Source organism: Salipaludibacillus daqingensis (assembly GCF_029891575.1).
Taxonomy (GTDB): Bacteria; Bacillota; Bacilli; order Bacillales; family Salisediminibacteriaceae; genus Salipaludibacillus; species Salipaludibacillus daqingensis.
The window spans coordinates 261,283-276,311 of record NZ_JARZHF010000005.1 but is presented as its reverse complement, the minus strand read 5'-3'; the positions used below and the strand labels follow the sequence as shown (position 1 = coordinate 276,311).

Annotated in this window: 13 protein-coding genes; 9 read left to right on the top strand and 4 right to left on the bottom strand. The window is 40.4% G+C overall.

Annotated features, from left to right (window positions below; all coding sequences use genetic code 11):
• The 8 genes from purM (at position 1) to QDN89_RS11880 (ending at position 10,159) form a co-directional block, all read left to right on the top strand.
• Positions 1-1,047: a phosphoribosylformylglycinamidine cyclo-ligase gene (purM, locus tag QDN89_RS11915; protein ID WP_280770362.1), complete on the top strand. Its 1,047-nt coding sequence runs from the start codon at positions 1-3 to the stop codon at positions 1,045-1,047.
• Positions 1,041-1,613 carry a phosphoribosylglycinamide formyltransferase gene (gene purN, locus QDN89_RS11910; protein WP_280770361.1) on the top strand — a complete coding sequence of 191 codons (573 nt, stop codon included), beginning with the start codon at positions 1,041-1,043 and terminating at the stop codon, positions 1,611-1,613. The genes purM and purN overlap by 7 nt, the downstream gene beginning before the upstream one ends.
• Positions 1,614-3,152, top strand: coding sequence for a bifunctional phosphoribosylaminoimidazolecarboxamide formyltransferase/IMP cyclohydrolase (gene purH / locus QDN89_RS11905; RefSeq protein ID WP_280770360.1), 1,539 nt, complete (start codon positions 1,614-1,616; stop codon positions 3,150-3,152).
• A 29-nt stretch (positions 3,153-3,181) separates the two neighbouring features.
• Positions 3,182-4,453 (top strand): phosphoribosylamine--glycine ligase, encoded by a 1,272-nt coding sequence (purD, locus tag QDN89_RS11900; protein ID WP_280770359.1) that lies wholly within the window; start codon positions 3,182-3,184, stop codon positions 4,451-4,453.
• A gap of 589 nt (positions 4,454-5,042) precedes the next feature.
• Positions 5,043-6,668 (top strand): gamma-glutamyltransferase family protein, encoded by a 1,626-nt coding sequence (locus QDN89_RS11895; RefSeq protein ID WP_280770358.1) that lies wholly within the window; start codon positions 5,043-5,045, stop codon positions 6,666-6,668.
• A 36-nt stretch (positions 6,669-6,704) separates the two neighbouring features.
• Positions 6,705-8,849 (top strand): M20/M25/M40 family metallo-hydrolase, encoded by a 2,145-nt coding sequence (locus QDN89_RS11890; RefSeq protein WP_280770357.1) that lies wholly within the window; start codon positions 6,705-6,707, stop codon positions 8,847-8,849.
• A 10-nt stretch (positions 8,850-8,859) separates the two neighbouring features.
• A complete protein-coding gene (locus QDN89_RS11885; protein WP_280770356.1) occupies positions 8,860-9,705 on the top strand; it encodes an N-formylglutamate amidohydrolase in 846 nt (281 codons plus the stop codon).
• Positions 9,706-9,955: 250 nt separating this feature from the next.
• Positions 9,956-10,159 (top strand): hypothetical protein, encoded by a 204-nt coding sequence (locus QDN89_RS11880; protein WP_280770355.1) that lies wholly within the window; start codon positions 9,956-9,958, stop codon positions 10,157-10,159.
• A 108-nt stretch (positions 10,160-10,267) separates the two neighbouring features.
• Here the strand turns inward: QDN89_RS11880 and QDN89_RS11875 are convergent, their stop codons facing one another.
• The 4 genes from QDN89_RS11875 to QDN89_RS11865 form a co-directional block, all read right to left on the bottom strand.
• Positions 10,268-10,525, bottom strand: coding sequence for a CGCGG family putative rSAM-modified RiPP protein (locus QDN89_RS11875; RefSeq protein ID WP_280770354.1), 258 nt, complete (start codon positions 10,523-10,525; stop codon positions 10,268-10,270).
• A gap of 292 nt (positions 10,526-10,817) precedes the next feature.
• Positions 10,818-12,341, bottom strand: coding sequence for an AbgT family transporter (locus tag QDN89_RS11870; RefSeq protein ID WP_280770353.1), 1,524 nt, complete (start codon positions 12,339-12,341; stop codon positions 10,818-10,820).
• Between the two features lie 281 nt (positions 12,342-12,622).
• Positions 12,623-12,772, bottom strand: a complete 150-nt coding sequence (locus tag QDN89_RS22000) for an EYxxD motif small membrane protein (protein WP_425335400.1) — start codon at positions 12,770-12,772, stop codon at positions 12,623-12,625.
• Positions 12,773-12,808: 36 nt separating this feature from the next.
• Complete coding sequence (locus QDN89_RS11865; RefSeq protein WP_280770352.1) at positions 12,809-13,060, bottom strand: YgaP family membrane protein; 252 nt, start codon at positions 13,058-13,060, stop codon at positions 12,809-12,811.
• A gap of 188 nt (positions 13,061-13,248) precedes the next feature.
• Here QDN89_RS11865 and QDN89_RS11860 point away from each other — a divergent pair, with 188 nt between their 5' ends.
• On the top strand, positions 13,249-14,997 hold the full coding sequence (locus QDN89_RS11860) for an adenine deaminase C-terminal domain-containing protein (RefSeq protein ID WP_280770351.1): 1,749 nt from the start codon (positions 13,249-13,251) through the stop codon (positions 14,995-14,997).
• Positions 14,998-15,029 lie beyond the last annotated feature (32 nt).

Genomic DNA, 15,029 nt, shown 5'->3' with positions numbered 1-15,029 from the left:
GTGGCTAAAGCATATGAATCTGCGGGCGTGAATATTGAGGCAGGATACGAAGGTGTCCGTCGCATGAAAAAACATGTGGAATCGACCTTACGAAAAGAAGTGATCGGTGGTCTCGGTGGCTTCGGCGGTATGTTTGATTTATCTCAATTGAATTTAAAAGAGCCTGTTCTTGTTTCTGGTACGGATGGCGTTGGAACGAAACTTATGATTGCCCAAGAAATGAACAAACATGACTCGATTGGAATCGATGCAGTAGCCATGTGTGTCAACGATATTATTGTTCAAGGCGCATCACCATTGTTTTTCCTAGATTATTTAGCCCTTGGCAAAAATGATCCTGTACAAGTTGAACAAATTGTATCGGGTGTAGCAGAAGGCTGCCGTCAGTCAGGTTGTGCATTGATCGGTGGAGAAACAGCAGAAATGCCAGGGCTCTATGATGAAAAGGAATATGATGTAGCTGGATTTGTTGTCGGTGCTGCTGAAAAAAGCGAGCTTTGGGGAGCGACCAGAGTATCAGAAGGAGATGTCCTTATTGGCCTTCCTTCTAGTGGTGTTCATAGTAATGGATTTTCCCTCGTTCGGAAAATTGTCAATGATGCAGGATGCACATGGAAAGACGTGGTTGTAAGTGGCGATAAAGAAGAATCATTAGGTGACATGATGATGACACCAACGAGAATTTATGTAAAAGCTTTGCAACCTTTTATAGGCACGAATCTTATACAAGCTGCGGCTCATATAACAGGTGGAGGGTTAGTGGAAAATGTTCCACGTATGTTACCAGAAAGTCTAGGCGCAGAATTACAATTAGACGCCTGGGACGTGCCACATGTATTCCAGTGGTTGAAAGAAAAAGGCACATTAACAGAAGAAGATCTACTCGAAACATTTAACATGGGCATTGGTCTAGTTTTAGCCGTGAAAAAAGAAAATGTCGCTGATGTCATGGACGGCTTGAATTCATCTGGAGAATCTCCTGTGGAAATAGGAATTGTTAAGGAAGGCGAGGGTCTTAGCTATAAAGGGGCGCTGAAAAGATGGTGAAAATAGCAGTTTTCGCATCAGGAAGTGGCAGCAATTTTCAGTCGATTATGGATTCAGACATTGATGCAACCGTTGAACTTCTTGTTTGTGATAAACCCGGAGCGTATGTTGAAAAACGAGCGGAAAAGCATCGCGTAGACGTATTTTCTTTTACAGCAAAGGATTACTCGTCCAAAGCTTTGTTCGAGCAAGAAATCTTGAAGGAACTTCAACGACGAGATATTGAGCTACTCGTATTAGCTGGATACATGCGACTTGTTGGACCAACCTTGTTAAGGGAATTTCAAGGAAGAATTATCAATATTCACCCTTCTTTATTGCCTGCTTTTCCAGGACTGGATGCGATTGGGCAAGCGTTTGAAGCAAATGTGAAAGTATCTGGAGTGACGATTCATTTTGTTGATGACGGAATGGATACAGGACCAATTATTGCTCAAGAACCTGTTAGAATAGAAGAGACGGATACAAAAGAAGATGTGCAGCGAAAAATTCAAGCAGTAGAGCATATCCTTTATCCGAAAACAATTCAAAATGTGATTTCACAATGGCAGAGGAGCGTGAATTAAGTGAAGAAAAGAGCGTTAGTAAGTGTGTCAGATAAACAGGGGATTGTCCCTTTTGTTCAGCAGTTGGTAGACATGGGTGTGGAGGTCATTTCTACGGGAGGAACGAAGCGTGAGTTAGAAAAAGCAGGTGTTGATGTTATAGGGATTGAAGACGTGACAGGATTTCCTGAAATGATGGATGGACGAGTTAAAACGCTTCACCCAAATATTCACGGTGGATTACTTGGCGTGCGAGAAAACGAAGAGCATATGTCTGCCTTGAAACAACAAGGGATTGGTCTGATTGATTTTGTTATCGTCAATTTATATCCATTCCAGTCAACGATTGAAAACCCAGACTCTACGTTTGATGATGCCATTGAAAACATTGATATTGGTGGGCCTTCGATGATTCGATCTGCTGCAAAAAATCACAACGATGTGGCAATCATTGTCGATTCAGCAGATTATGATGTAGTTTTGCAAGAATTAAAAGAATTCGACGGAGAATTACCGAACCAACGAAAGCGAAAACTTGCAGCTAAAGCATTTCGCCATACGGCAGCCTATGATGCGTTGATTGGAGAGTACTTAACGAAACAAGTAGGGGAAGATGCACCAGAAAAAATGACGATTACATATAACTTAAAGCAAATGCTACGTTATGGAGAAAATCCTCACCAGCTAGCTGCTTTCTACGAGCGCCCACTAGGAAATCCGACGTCGATTGCTCATGCGAAACAGCTTCACGGAAAAGAGCTTTCTTATAATAACATCAACGATGCGGATGCAGCGTTGGCTGTGATTCGTGACTTTCATTCACCGGTAGTCGCTGCGATTAAACATATGAATCCTTGTGGCGTTGGTTTTGGAGAATCCTTGGTCGATGCTTATACGAAGGCATATGAAGCAGATCCAATGTCGATTTTTGGTGGAGTTATCGCGACGAATCAAGAAGTGGACGAAGAAACAGCCTTGAAAATGAAAGAAATTTTCCTTGAAATAATCATTGCACCTAGTTTTTCTGATGAAGCGCTAGAAGTGTTAACACAAAAGAAAAATATTCGTTTGTTAACGGTGAATCTGGCGACGAATCAGATGACAGAACAGCGAATTACTACTGTGTCTGGCGGAGCACTTATGCAAGAGACCGATACGCTTAGCTATGAAGATGTGGAAGTGACGATTCCGACGGATCGAAAACCGTCTGACCGTGAATTGGAACAAATTAAATTAGCTTGGAAAGTAGTTAAACACGTGAAATCTAACGCGATTGTATTAGCAAAAGAAGATCAGACGATTGGGATTGGTGCTGGACAAATGAATCGCGTGGGAGCGGCAAAAATTGCCATCGAACAAGCGGGAGACAAAGCGGATGGTTGTGTCATGGCTTCAGACGCGTTTTTCCCTATGAGTGACACGGTAGAAACAGCAGGCAAAGCGGGCATTCGTGCCATTATCCAGCCTGGAGGTTCGAAACGGGATCAAGAATCGATTGATATGGCGAACGAATACGGTATCGCGATGGTATTCACAGGAGTAAGACACTTTAAGCATTAATTTTTAATAACGGGTGGGGGAGGATCTCTATGAAAGTATTGGTTATTGGTGGCGGTGGACGAGAGCATGCATTGGCCTGGAAGTTTGCCCAGTCAGAACGTGTAACAGAAGTATTGGTAGCCCCAGGGAGCGACGGAATTGACGACGAGCAAGGCTGTCGATCGGTAGCAATTCGTGAGGACGATCACGAAGGCTTAATTGCATTGGCTAAAAAGGAGAATGTCGCCTTGACGATGGTCGGGCCTGAAGCCCCTCTTGTCGCAGGGTTGGTCGATGATTTTCTAGCAGCGGGTTTAACCGTGTTTGGTCCTTCGAAAGCTGCAGCGGAGATTGAAGGAAGCAAACAGTTTGCCAAAGATATCATGAAAAAATATGAGATCCCCACAGCTACGTATGAGTCATTCACAAACTTGGTTGATGCTAAAGCATATGTGAAACGTGTTGGAGTACCGATTGTTGTGAAAGCAGATGGTCTCGCAGCAGGCAAAGGTGTCGTTGTTGCAGAATCAGAAAGTGAAGCGCTGACGGCATTGGATGAAATGATGACTGCGAAGAAATTTGGCGATGCTGGGGCATCGGTTGTCATCGAAGAATGTCTTCGAGGAGAAGAGCTATCGTATATGGCATTTGTGCATGGAAAAACGGTTGTTCCAATGGTCACAGCACAGGATCATAAACGTGCATTTGAAGGGGATACTGGACCAAACACTGGAGGCATGGGCGCTTACTCTCCAGTCCCTCATTTAGACGGGGATTGGCTAAAAGAAGCGGAAGCAACGGTGCTTCGTCCAATGGCAGAAGCGATGGTAGCCGAAGGTGTTCCATTTACTGGTATTTTATACGGCGGATTAATGATTACAGAAAAGGGACCGAAAGTAATTGAATTCAACGCACGATTTGGTGATCCGGAAACGCAAGTAATTTTGCCGAGGCTAAAGTCTGACCTTGTAGACGTGATCGAAAGAGTGCTAGATGGCGAAGAAGTTTCGTTATCTTGGACAGATCAAGCGTGTGTAGGCGTCGTGCTAGCATCGGAAGGTTACCCAGGAAGTTATGAAAAAGGAATCCCATTCCAGTTGCCTGATGTCAATGATACGGAAAATCAACTTTGGTTTCATGCAGGAAGTGTGAAGGATAAAAACGAAGTCGACGGATGGAAAACAAACGGCGGAAGAGTCTTGTTGTTGTCTACGATGGCCCCAAGCCTTAAAGTAGCGTTAGATGGTACATATGACGTGCTTAATCAACATTCGTGGAATGGTCTTTTTTATCGAAAGGATATCGCTCACCAACTGAAGTGAGTTTAGAGGAACCCTATTTTGTAGGGTTCTTTTTTCTGTTCAGAAAAGGGAGCGCTTTTAAGATGTGTTGGTGCGCTCTTGAACGAGGTTGGTGCGCTTTCAAACGAGGTTGGTGCGCTTTCAAATTAGTTTTGAGCGCTCTCACGAAAAGGGAGCGCTTTTAAGATGTGTTGGAGCGCTCTTGAACGAGGTTGGTGCGCTTTCAAACGAGGGAGATGGGCTTTCAAATTAGTTTTGAGCGCTCTCACGAAAAGGGAGCGTGGAAAGACGGTCACAAAAGCTTCGTGCACACAACAAATTTTGATACAATTTCAACTGTCGAATGATTGAAGAATTTTCCTCTCTGATGTCAGCAATATTCTCTTGTGCAAAACTTATACGTGGAATATAATTACAAGAGATAGTCTTTTATGAAAAAGGTGCAAATGCACTGTCATGCAAGTAACTTCAAAGTTTTTCTTATGCACGGAAAAGCTTTTTTACATGTCATTTACTTTCATGCGTTAATGTATAAAACAGTGCGCGAAAGTAAATTATTATCAATAAAAGTCGGAATTTTCAGTTTAATTGACAGTTAGGAGTGGGTTTCATGAGTGAAATACATAGAGAAATTTCTTCTTCACAAGGAAGTTATGGAATGGTTTCCACGGCTTCTAAACAAGCGACAGATGCAGGTGTAGAAATGCTTCGTCGCGGAGGAAACGCCATTGACGCAGCAGTTGCTGCAGCATTTTGCTTAGGTGTATCCGAACCGCAAGCTTCTGGAATTGGTGGTCAATCAATGGCTCTTGTGCGTCTCTCTGATGAGAAAAGAGTGTTTGCTCTTGATGGTTCTTCTCGAGCACCATACTCTTTGCAACCAGCAAAAAATCCGAAAAAACCGATAAAGTTTGGTCTTAAATCATCCACTGTTCCGTCGACACCAGCTGCCCTCGGTTATTTACAAGAATCTTATGGAAAGTTACCTTTAGCCGTAACGTTGGAACCTTCCATTCGTGCGGCAGAAGAAGGAGTTAAAATTACAGAACTCATTCATCGTCGGATGAAAAAGGAAGTGGAACATCTTAGAAAGGATTCATCTGTTAAGCGAATTTTTTTCGAAAAAAATCACCTTAAAAACATTGGAGATATGATCATTCAACCAGAGTTAGCTGAAACGATGAGAACGATGGCTGAAAAAGGTTGGCGTGATTTTTACACAGGATCGATTGCTGACACAATTGTCAAAGATATGGAAATTAGGGGTGGCTGGATCACAAAACTCGATTTGAATCAAATTCCATTTCCCGTTGAACGAGAAGTCCTTGAAAGTACGTATCGGGATTACGATATTTATACGTATCCCCCACCAGGAGCAGGGCGAGTACTTGTTCAAATTCTAAATACATTAGAAGGGTTTCCTCCCGAAACGCTTGATCCAAATGAGCCAATTGGAGCTGTTATATCAGCATTAGCTTTTCGATTCGCACTCAATTATCGAGAGAGAATGCCGATGCATCCGGATCACTATTTGCAATCGGTCAGCCAAATGCTAGTTGATAAAGGGTATGCAAAAGAAATCATTAAACGAATTCATTATATTTATAACATGGCTTTGAAAGATACGTTTTTGCCTCCACCAACAAGTGGAGAAACGACTCATTTATCTGTAGTTGATAAAGAGGGAAATATGGTAGGTATTACACAATCTATTGAACTTGTTTTCGGTAGTAAAACGATGGCAAAAGGACTTGGATTTTTTTATAACAACTACATGAGTGCATTTGAATACAAAAACATGGCACATCCATACTATTTGTTGCCTGGAGGCAGGCCTTGGAGTAGTGTAGCGCCAGTATTGTTATTTAAAAAAGGAAAACCTCACTACTTACTCGGCAGTCCTGGTAGCAGCCGGATCTCAACCACTCTAGCTCAAGTCATTGTAAGGCTTGTTGATAAAGAAGAGTCCCTTGAAGAAGCCATATCAGCTCCACGATTTCACGCTTCTGATACAGGTGAACTGTTGATTGAAAAAGATCGTTTTCAAAAAGACGTGTATAAAGCTTTAGAAATTTCAGGATTTGATCTGAAAAAAAGGGATCCATACAGCTTTTACTTAGGCTGTGTACAAGGCGTACAAATGCCTATGAAATGGCGTGAACCATATAAAGGAGTGGCTGATCCAAGACGAGATGGAACAGCACTAGGTCCATCAGAAAACGAAACGAATATCTAAGACAGAGAAAAAAACATTAAAAGGGGTTGAACATTAATGAAAATTGCCGTGGTCTATAACCGTGAAAGTCAGGCGGTCATCAATCTATTTGGAACACAGAACCGAGAAAAGTACGGAATGGAAACAATTAAAATGATTAAAGAAGGCTTACTATCAGGCGGGCATCAAGTAAAGACATTTGAGGGAGACAAAAATTTAATTAAAAAGCTTGAAGAATTTATGCCCACGGTAATCTCCGGTGAACGCCCCGGATTAGTTTTCAATTTGAGTTACGGCATTCAAGGTAGAGGGAGATACATGCATGTACCAGGAATGTTAGAGATGCTTGGTGTTCCTTATGTCGGTTCTGGACCAGAAACACATGCGCTAGCTCTTGATAAAGTAGTAACGAAAATGATTCTTTTACAACGAGGGTTGCCAACGCCAAAGTTCACTGTATTAGATACACCAGATTCGCCAGTAACGGAAGATTTAACGTATCCGTTGATTGTGAAACCGAAGGATGAAGCGGTATCTTTTGGACTTAAAATCGTTCATAACGAAGAGGAGCTCCGTGAAGGTGTGAAAGTGATTTATGAGACATACCATGCACCTACTCTTGTAGAAGAATATATTGAAGGACGCGAAGTGAATGTCGGCCTATTAGGAAATAATCCCGTTCAGGCCTTACCAGCTGTCGAACTTGTGTTTGGCGAAGGGCCACAAATTTTTACGTATGAAGATAAAAAGAATAAAAGTGGACGTACGGTAGAAAAAGTTTGCCCAGCTAATTTAACAGAAGAAGAAGCGGAAAAGATACAGCAACTTGCGATTGAAACGTTCAAAGCGTTGAATTGTTATGACACGGCAAGAGTTGATTTTCGAATTGATAAACAAGGTAATCCATACATTTTAGAAGTGAATTCTATGGCTAGTCTTGGGTCGGACGGTTCATTTGTTTTTGCGGCAGAAAAAATCGGTTTATCTTATAAAGATCTCATGAACAGAATTATTGATGTCACATGTGAACGATATTTTGGAGCTGATTTCCTTGTTCCAGCGGATGAGCATATGCAAAAAGCAGATGTACGTATTTTCAATCAATTAACGAAGAAACGAAGCGCAATGGAAACGGAATTAAAAGCATGGACAAACATTTCAAGTCGGACTGAAGACCCCGTTGGACTTAGTCGGATTCGAAAAAAATTAGAAGAACGATTAAATAAATTAGGGTTAAACCCTTTAGAATCATGTACAAATGGTCGATCGGCTTGGGCTTTTGAAACAGCAGCAGGGATGCAAGGAGGAACGTTACTTGTTGTTCCAATCGATGTACCTGGTGAGCGAACAGGATTTCCGATTCCTTTTCGTACAGAACAAGAGTGGTTGTACGGGGAGGGAATAGCGTCAAGTCGTGGTGGAATAGTCACAATGCTTTCCGCTTTAAATGCTTTAAAGGAACAGAAGTTACTAAGCAAAAAAAAGGTAGGCGTTCTTTTCTATTCAGATGAAGGAAGGGGAATGCGGTACAGTTCCTCCATGGTCGAAAAGGCAGCCAAGTTAGCTGCAGAAGTCATAGTTTTGCAACCAGGTTTTACGGATGGAAAAGTGGTTCATCAACGGCGTGGAACGAAACAATTTAGCATTATTGTTGAAGGAGACCCCATTCGAATTGGAAAAGAAACGAAATCTGTTGATGTTCTGAACTCATTCATTCAAAATGCCCAGAAGCTTCAGGATTTTAATAATCGTAAAAAGAAATTAGCTGTTTCTATCCAAGATGTTCGATCGGAACGTTACTCTGTTTTGAAACCTCACCGAGTCTATGCCACGTTATCGATCACGTATATAGATGAAAAGTTAGCAGTCGAAACAGAAAAAGCAGTGAGAGAACTTTTTAAATCACAATCAAAAGGGATGCGAACACATATAGAAAAATTAGTAGAGCGATCGCCATTTATTCGAAGAAAAAATAACGAATTATTAGAGAAACTAACCGACTTAAGTTCGAAATGGAATTTACCTTTTGGCACGGAATCAAGTTTGTTATCTTCAGCTGCTGGTGAAGTTCCTAAAGGGACAACTGTTGTTTGTGGATTTTCGCCTGCAAGTAAAGGACTGTATATGCCAGAAGAAGCACTCCATAGAAGTGAATTGGTTCAGCGTTCGTTACTTTTAGCTTTGTACCTAAATGGTGAATGAGGTGGAGAAAATGTTGAAAGAAAAACTTCCTATTCTTATTTCTGTTCCGCACGGTGGACAGGACATTCCTGATGAGATTCAGACAACGTGTTTGCTTAATGAAATGGATATTTTGCTTGATGGGGATACGTGGACAAAAGAATTGTTTGCCTTTGAAGACCTCGTGGAGGAATTTCATCAGATGGATGTGGCGCGGATTGTGATAGATATGAACCGTTCATTAACCGATTTACCACCTGAAAATCCAGATGGAATTGTGAAAACATTGACGGTGGACGGGGGGAATGTTTGGGACTCTCCTTCAGGCCTCAATGAATTGGAGCGGAAGATCGTCATTGAAAAACATTATATGCCTTATCACCAAAAGTTAATCGAAGGGGCAAAAAATCCTAATGTAAAACTTGCGATTGATTGTCATTCTATGCTTGATTATGGTCCTAGTGGGAATGGGGAGGAATGGCAACATCGACCGTTATTTTGTATAAGCAATCGTGGCACGAAAATGGCTGAAATGGATGCTGAACCATTAACAGCACCAGTTGAAATGGTGATTCGGTTTAAAGAATTGTTAGAAACTAAATTTCAAAAGTATGCCGTTAATGATAGGGATTTTGTGACATTAAATGACCCATTTAAAGGTGGGCATGTCACTCGGTATCACGGAAATATTGGTGATACGCCTTGGATTCAGCTGGAAATCAATCGAATGCTCTATTTACCTGAGACACCATTATTAACAGTGGAACCGGATGATTTACAACGTGTTAAATTAGAAGAATTTAGAAATATACTTTATGACGTCTTCTCAGAGCTTGTAAAAGGAGTTCACCCGATTCATGGGAAAGAAGCATTGTAGTTTTTTTCGGAAAAATAGAACGAGGAAAAAAGGATTCGAATCTATGATCATTCTAAATTATTTAGATTTTTATGATGACGTGTGAGTTAATTCGTCAAAGAGAGGGTATAGAATTAAATGAAGACTTTTATGACTGATAAATGATTGACACCTATTTAGTCATAAAAAATACTTTGAATTTTCGTTAAGTGGCGGCGTTCTTTCTCCATCGTTTATTTTCTAAATAAAAGGGGAGATTGGAGATGATTTTATGTCAGCGACAGTTGCAATCGTACTTGGATTAGCTGTATTGGTGCTGGTAATGATCATTCTATTTTTTGTTAATAATCGAAAAATGGAAACAGTTGATGTCAATCTTAATTCTCAAAGAAAATGCGAAAACTGTCATTTTGTGATTCCAAATGATTATCAAAAATCATTATGTCCGCAATGTAAAACTTACTTATCTAGATAAGTCGTGTATACAATCATTATTTAAAAGACGTAAAAATTGGATGACAACTTTTACGTCTTTTTTGTGTATTTTTAAGATCTGGAAGTGGCACTGTGGCACTGCATAAGCTTATTTAAAAACTCTTAAAACATAGCCGCCGCAACCACATTGGTCGATAAATTTCGTTGTAATCGTGTCACCGTATTTTTCACGGATTAATAAAGATAAATAGTCGTCTGGGTTTCCGAAAACATCAGGAGTGACAAGATTGACGTAGCACCCGTCTGCTGTTTCATCAATCGCTTCTATTGCATGGCGAATCACTAAGTCTCGATCTTCTGCGTACTCTCCGTGTTCTAAGCTTGCTGACCAATCTTTTGTTTCCATATAGACATCACCTTTCACCTTTCGTAAGGAAGATTTACTTTTATTTTAATTTGGAGGATTGTTACTGTCAGTGATGTAGATCATTCAGATTAGTTTTTTACATGCAGGAGGGGTGGGAAAACAGCGGAAGTGCATTATAAGTTGTTGGAAGTGCATTATAAAATCGCAGAAGTGCATTATAAGTCGGAGGAAGTGCATTATAACAAAAAACGACAATTATCGCCATCGCCCCCGGCCGATCTGTGAATCTATAAAAAAGGTATTGACCGCGCTAACGGCCAATACCTCTCTTTTATTCATATAAGATTGGTGAACCTGGTCCAAGATCAATACCAAGAAGCATCCAAATAATAAGCATGATTGTCCATGCAATCGTAAAGATAATTGTATAAGGGAACATTACAGAAATAAGTGTTCCAATACCCATCTTTTTATCGTATTTTTGTGCAAAGGCGATGATAATTGCAAAATACGTCATAAGTGGGGTAATGATATTTGTCGTTGAATCGGCAATACGGTAAGCCATTTGCGTCATTTCTGGCGAGTATCCAAGTTGCATCATAATTGGAACGAATACTGGCGCCATCATTGCCCACTTCGCAGATGCACTGCCGATGAAAAGGTTGATGAAACCGGCAACAACGATAAATCCTAAGATCAATGGAATACCAGTTAAGTTAGCTGCTTCCAACGCTTCCGCACCATATACACCTAGGACAAGTCCCATGTTTGTTTCAGCGAAATAGGAAACAAATTGACCAGCCGTGAATGCTAATACGATAAACATTCCCATGGCAGCCATGGTTTCTGATAGTTGGTTGGCGACGTCTTTATCATTTCTAATGTTCTTTGTTGCCATTCCATAGAAAAGACCAGGAATGAAGAATAAAATCATAATAATTGGAACGAGTGAGTCCATAAATGGCGATTGAATAATTCCTCCATCATCGGCTCTTAACGGTCCGTTTGCTGGAACAATGGTAAGGGCGAAAATGATGATTCCGATAAGGAAAGAAAGGCCTGCCCAGATTAATCCTTTTTTCTCAATTGCTTCAAGGCCTTTTAAGTCCTCGCGATATTCCCCTTTATATTCACCCAGGCGTGGTTCCACTATTTTTTCAGTTACCCAAGCACCAACAAATGTTAATATAAACACGGAGACAATAATAAAGTAATAGTTCATTGCAATGTTCATGCCTTCAGCATAAGCTGGATCAATAATCGCAGCAGCTGAAATAGTTAGTTCACCGAGCAACGGATCAGTTGCAGATAAAAATAAATTGGCACTAAAACCTGCGGATACACCTGCAAAAGCAGCAGCGAGACCGGCAAGTGGATGACGACCAATTGCGGCGAAGATAACTGCACCTAAAGGCGGTAAAACAACATATCCGGCGTCAGATGCGACACTGGACATGATCCCTGCAAAGACAAGACCACCAGTAATTAACCGTTGTGGAACGGATAAAACAAACCCGCGCAAACACGCGCTAATTAAACCTGTTCGCTCAGCGAGACCAATACCAAGCATAGTAGCTAGTACTACACCTAATGGAGCGAATCCGATGAAATTATCAACCATACTGGAAAAAATATATTGAATCCCTTCAGCATTCATGAGGTTTGTTACTTCAACCATTTCTCCTTCTTGACCAGGGTGTTCCACGCTGACTCCTAAGCTGGACACGACGGCCGATAGTCCAATTACTAATAATGCTAAAATAGCAAAAAGAGTAACAGGATGAGGTAGTTTGTTTCCGACATATTCAACCATGTCGAGGAATCGTTGAAATAACCCCTTACGTTTTTCTCCCAATGTGAAAACCCCTTTCGGTAATAGATGTAACAAAAATAGAAAAATTCAGATTTCGACATCCGCTATTTTCATTACAACATGTTTTATACTCGTCCCTAGTATAAAGGTACATGACCAAAAAATGAACACGCTTTCAAAAAGTGGGAATAATGGGATTTTTCAGGCAATTCGTGGTAGTGAGAAAATTATCGTAATAAACTTAAATATTAGAAGTTAAATGAGACATTTATCTCGCTATTAATGTAAAAAGGAATCCGAAATAATCGGATTCCTTACGTGCATTATTTCTTTTTTAATATTTCATCTCTCGTTCCATGATCTTCAGAAAGTTTTCGTTTCTTATTTAGTTTTATCCAAAAGTACACACCGAAAACAATGCTTCCAACCAAGAAAAGGAACAGAAATATGGAATCGGTGGCTACTTCCCAAATATTGATGTCTCATCATTCCTTTCAATTGATTCGCCTTTAAGATGGATTTACCGGAGAATATACATCTTCATCGAACGTGTCATCTGTTTGTCTTTCTTCATAAAGATAAACGACAGGGCAAAAACGAGTGATTCCTTCTGCTACTTTAAGTGCACCCATCATCACAGAAAATAAAGGGTAATTTCTCCTTGAGTGTTTTACTAATGCTGCAGTACCCCAACCTAATAGTGTAAATCCAGCAGTAATTCTTATTAAAGCATTGAGAGTACCGATGTTTGGCTTAAGCATAGTTGACCTCCTTCTGTTTTTTAAAGAAAATGTAACAATATCTTTAGCAATGTAAAGGGGAAATATGTTAAGATTATGAAAACGATTTCTTTGCTAATTTAAAGCTAAAAAACCTTTTTTTTTAAAGAACTTGTGAAAAAGTCAACATAACAAAACATATAAACGAAAGTATCGAATAGGTGATAAAAATGGTAAAAGGATTTTCTCATTATTGGACAAAAAAACAAATACGCGAACAGCAAGCTGTTATTCAAGGCAAGGTAGCTCCGACGATGGTCATTGCTAATGCGACCTACTTAAACAGCTTTCGTAAAAGTTGGGTGACCGGGAACATCTGGATTTATGATGACCGGATTGTTTACGTAGGACAAGAAATGCCTCAAAATCAAATGGATACGGAAGTTGTCGATGCTTCGAGTGAATTTGTCGTGCCTGGTTATATCGAACATCATGCGCATCCGTTTCAGTTATATCATCCCCTTACCCTTGCTAAATATGCATCGGAACGTGGCACAACAACACTTATAAACGACAATATGCCGTTCTTTTTTCATTTGTACAAAAAGAAAGCGCTTACTTTATTGGATGACCTACAAGAGACACCTGCAACGATGCTTTGGTGGGCTAGATACGATGCCCAAACGGAACTGAAAAATGAATACGACGTGTTTGCAGACTCTAATTTGAAAGCTTGGATTGATCACCCTTATGTCGTTCAAGGTGGAGAATTGACTGACTGGGCTAAAGTGCTACAAGGCGATGACCATATGCTCCATTGGATGCTGGAAACGAAAGATGTTCGCAAACCGATTGAAGGACACTTTCCTGGAGCAGGCAAGAAGACGCTCTCACAAATGGCTCTAATGGGAGTTGATGGAGATCATGAGGCTATGAGTGGAGAAGATGTCCTTAAACGACTAGATGTTGGAATGACGACTTCCTTACGTTACTCATCGATCCGACCTGATTTACCAAATATATTGCGCGAATTACATGAACAAGGGTTTAACCACTACGATAGACTAATGATGACAACAGATGGATCGCCACCCCACTTCATGAAAAAAGGAATGATGGAGCATTTAATTCAGCTTGCATTAGACGAGGGAGTACCATTCATTGATGCAGTTAATATGTGTACGATCAATGTGGCCACCCATTTTCATATGGACGACGTCATTGGAATGATCGCTCCCGGTCGGTTAGCTAATCTCAATTTTTTGAGCAGTAAAGAAGATCCTTTCCCTACGGATGTTCTTGCTAAAGGGACGTGGGTTCGCCGAAAGAACGAACCTTGTTTCCCTGATATCCGTTTCGACTGGGAAAAATACGGTTTCACTCCAATGGAATTAGATTGGGATTTAACAAGAAAAGACTTTCACTTTTCTATGCCATTAGGGCTTGAAATGGTTAATGAAGTGATTATGAAACCATATCAAATTGATCGCGACTTAACTTGCGAAGACCTTGGAGAAAAGAGTGATGAATGTTTTATGATGCTTGTTGATAAAAATGGGAAGTGGTTAGTCTCAACGTTAATCAAAGGATTTGCCAAGAATATTTATGGATTTGCTAGTTCATTTTCTAACACAGGAGATATAATTTTGATCGGAAAAAGTAAACAAGGACTATTAGATGCCTTTAAACTATTAAAGGAACAAAAGGGAGGAATCGTCCTTGTAGATCACGAAGATATTGTAGCAAAAGTATCTTTACCAATTGCAGGGTTACTCTCAGACTTATCAATGGATGGAGGGTTAGTAGAGGAAGAGGAAAGCCTTCGAGAGGCTTTATCTGCAAGGGGATATCGTTATAGTGATCCTATTTATAGCTTGTTATTCTTTTCTGCAACGCACTTACCTTATGTTCGAATTACACAAAAAGGGATTTTTGATGTGAAGAAAAAAAGGGTACTTTTTCCTTCGATAATGCGTTAAACTATAAAAGTAAATAGGGGTTTGGAAGGTGA

What these genes read in the sequence shown, in the direction of transcription:
- purN (WP_280770361.1), top strand. Translation starts at nt 1,041, where the DNA reads ATGGTGAAAATAGCAGTTTTCGCATCAGGAAGTGGCAGCAATTTTCAG.
- purD (WP_280770359.1), top strand. Translation starts at nt 3,182, where the DNA reads ATGAAAGTATTGGTTATTGGTGGCGGTGGACGAGAGCATGCATTGGCC.
- QDN89_RS11895 (WP_280770358.1), top strand. Translation starts at nt 5,043, where the DNA reads ATGAGTGAAATACATAGAGAAATTTCTTCTTCACAAGGAAGTTATGGA.
- QDN89_RS11890 (WP_280770357.1), top strand. Translation starts at nt 6,705, where the DNA reads ATGAAAATTGCCGTGGTCTATAACCGTGAAAGTCAGGCGGTCATCAAT.
- QDN89_RS11885 (WP_280770356.1), top strand. Translation starts at nt 8,860, where the DNA reads ATGTTGAAAGAAAAACTTCCTATTCTTATTTCTGTTCCGCACGGTGGA.
- QDN89_RS11880 (WP_280770355.1), top strand. Translation starts at nt 9,956, where the DNA reads ATGTCAGCGACAGTTGCAATCGTACTTGGATTAGCTGTATTGGTGCTG.
- QDN89_RS11875 (WP_280770354.1), bottom strand. Translation starts at nt 10,525, where the DNA reads ATGGAAACAAAAGATTGGTCAGCAAGCTTAGAACACGGAGAGTACGCA.
- QDN89_RS11865 (WP_280770352.1), bottom strand. Translation starts at nt 13,060, where the DNA reads ATGCTTAAGCCAAACATCGGTACTCTCAATGCTTTAATAAGAATTACT.
- QDN89_RS11860 (WP_280770351.1), top strand. Translation starts at nt 13,249, where the DNA reads ATGGTAAAAGGATTTTCTCATTATTGGACAAAAAAACAAATACGCGAA.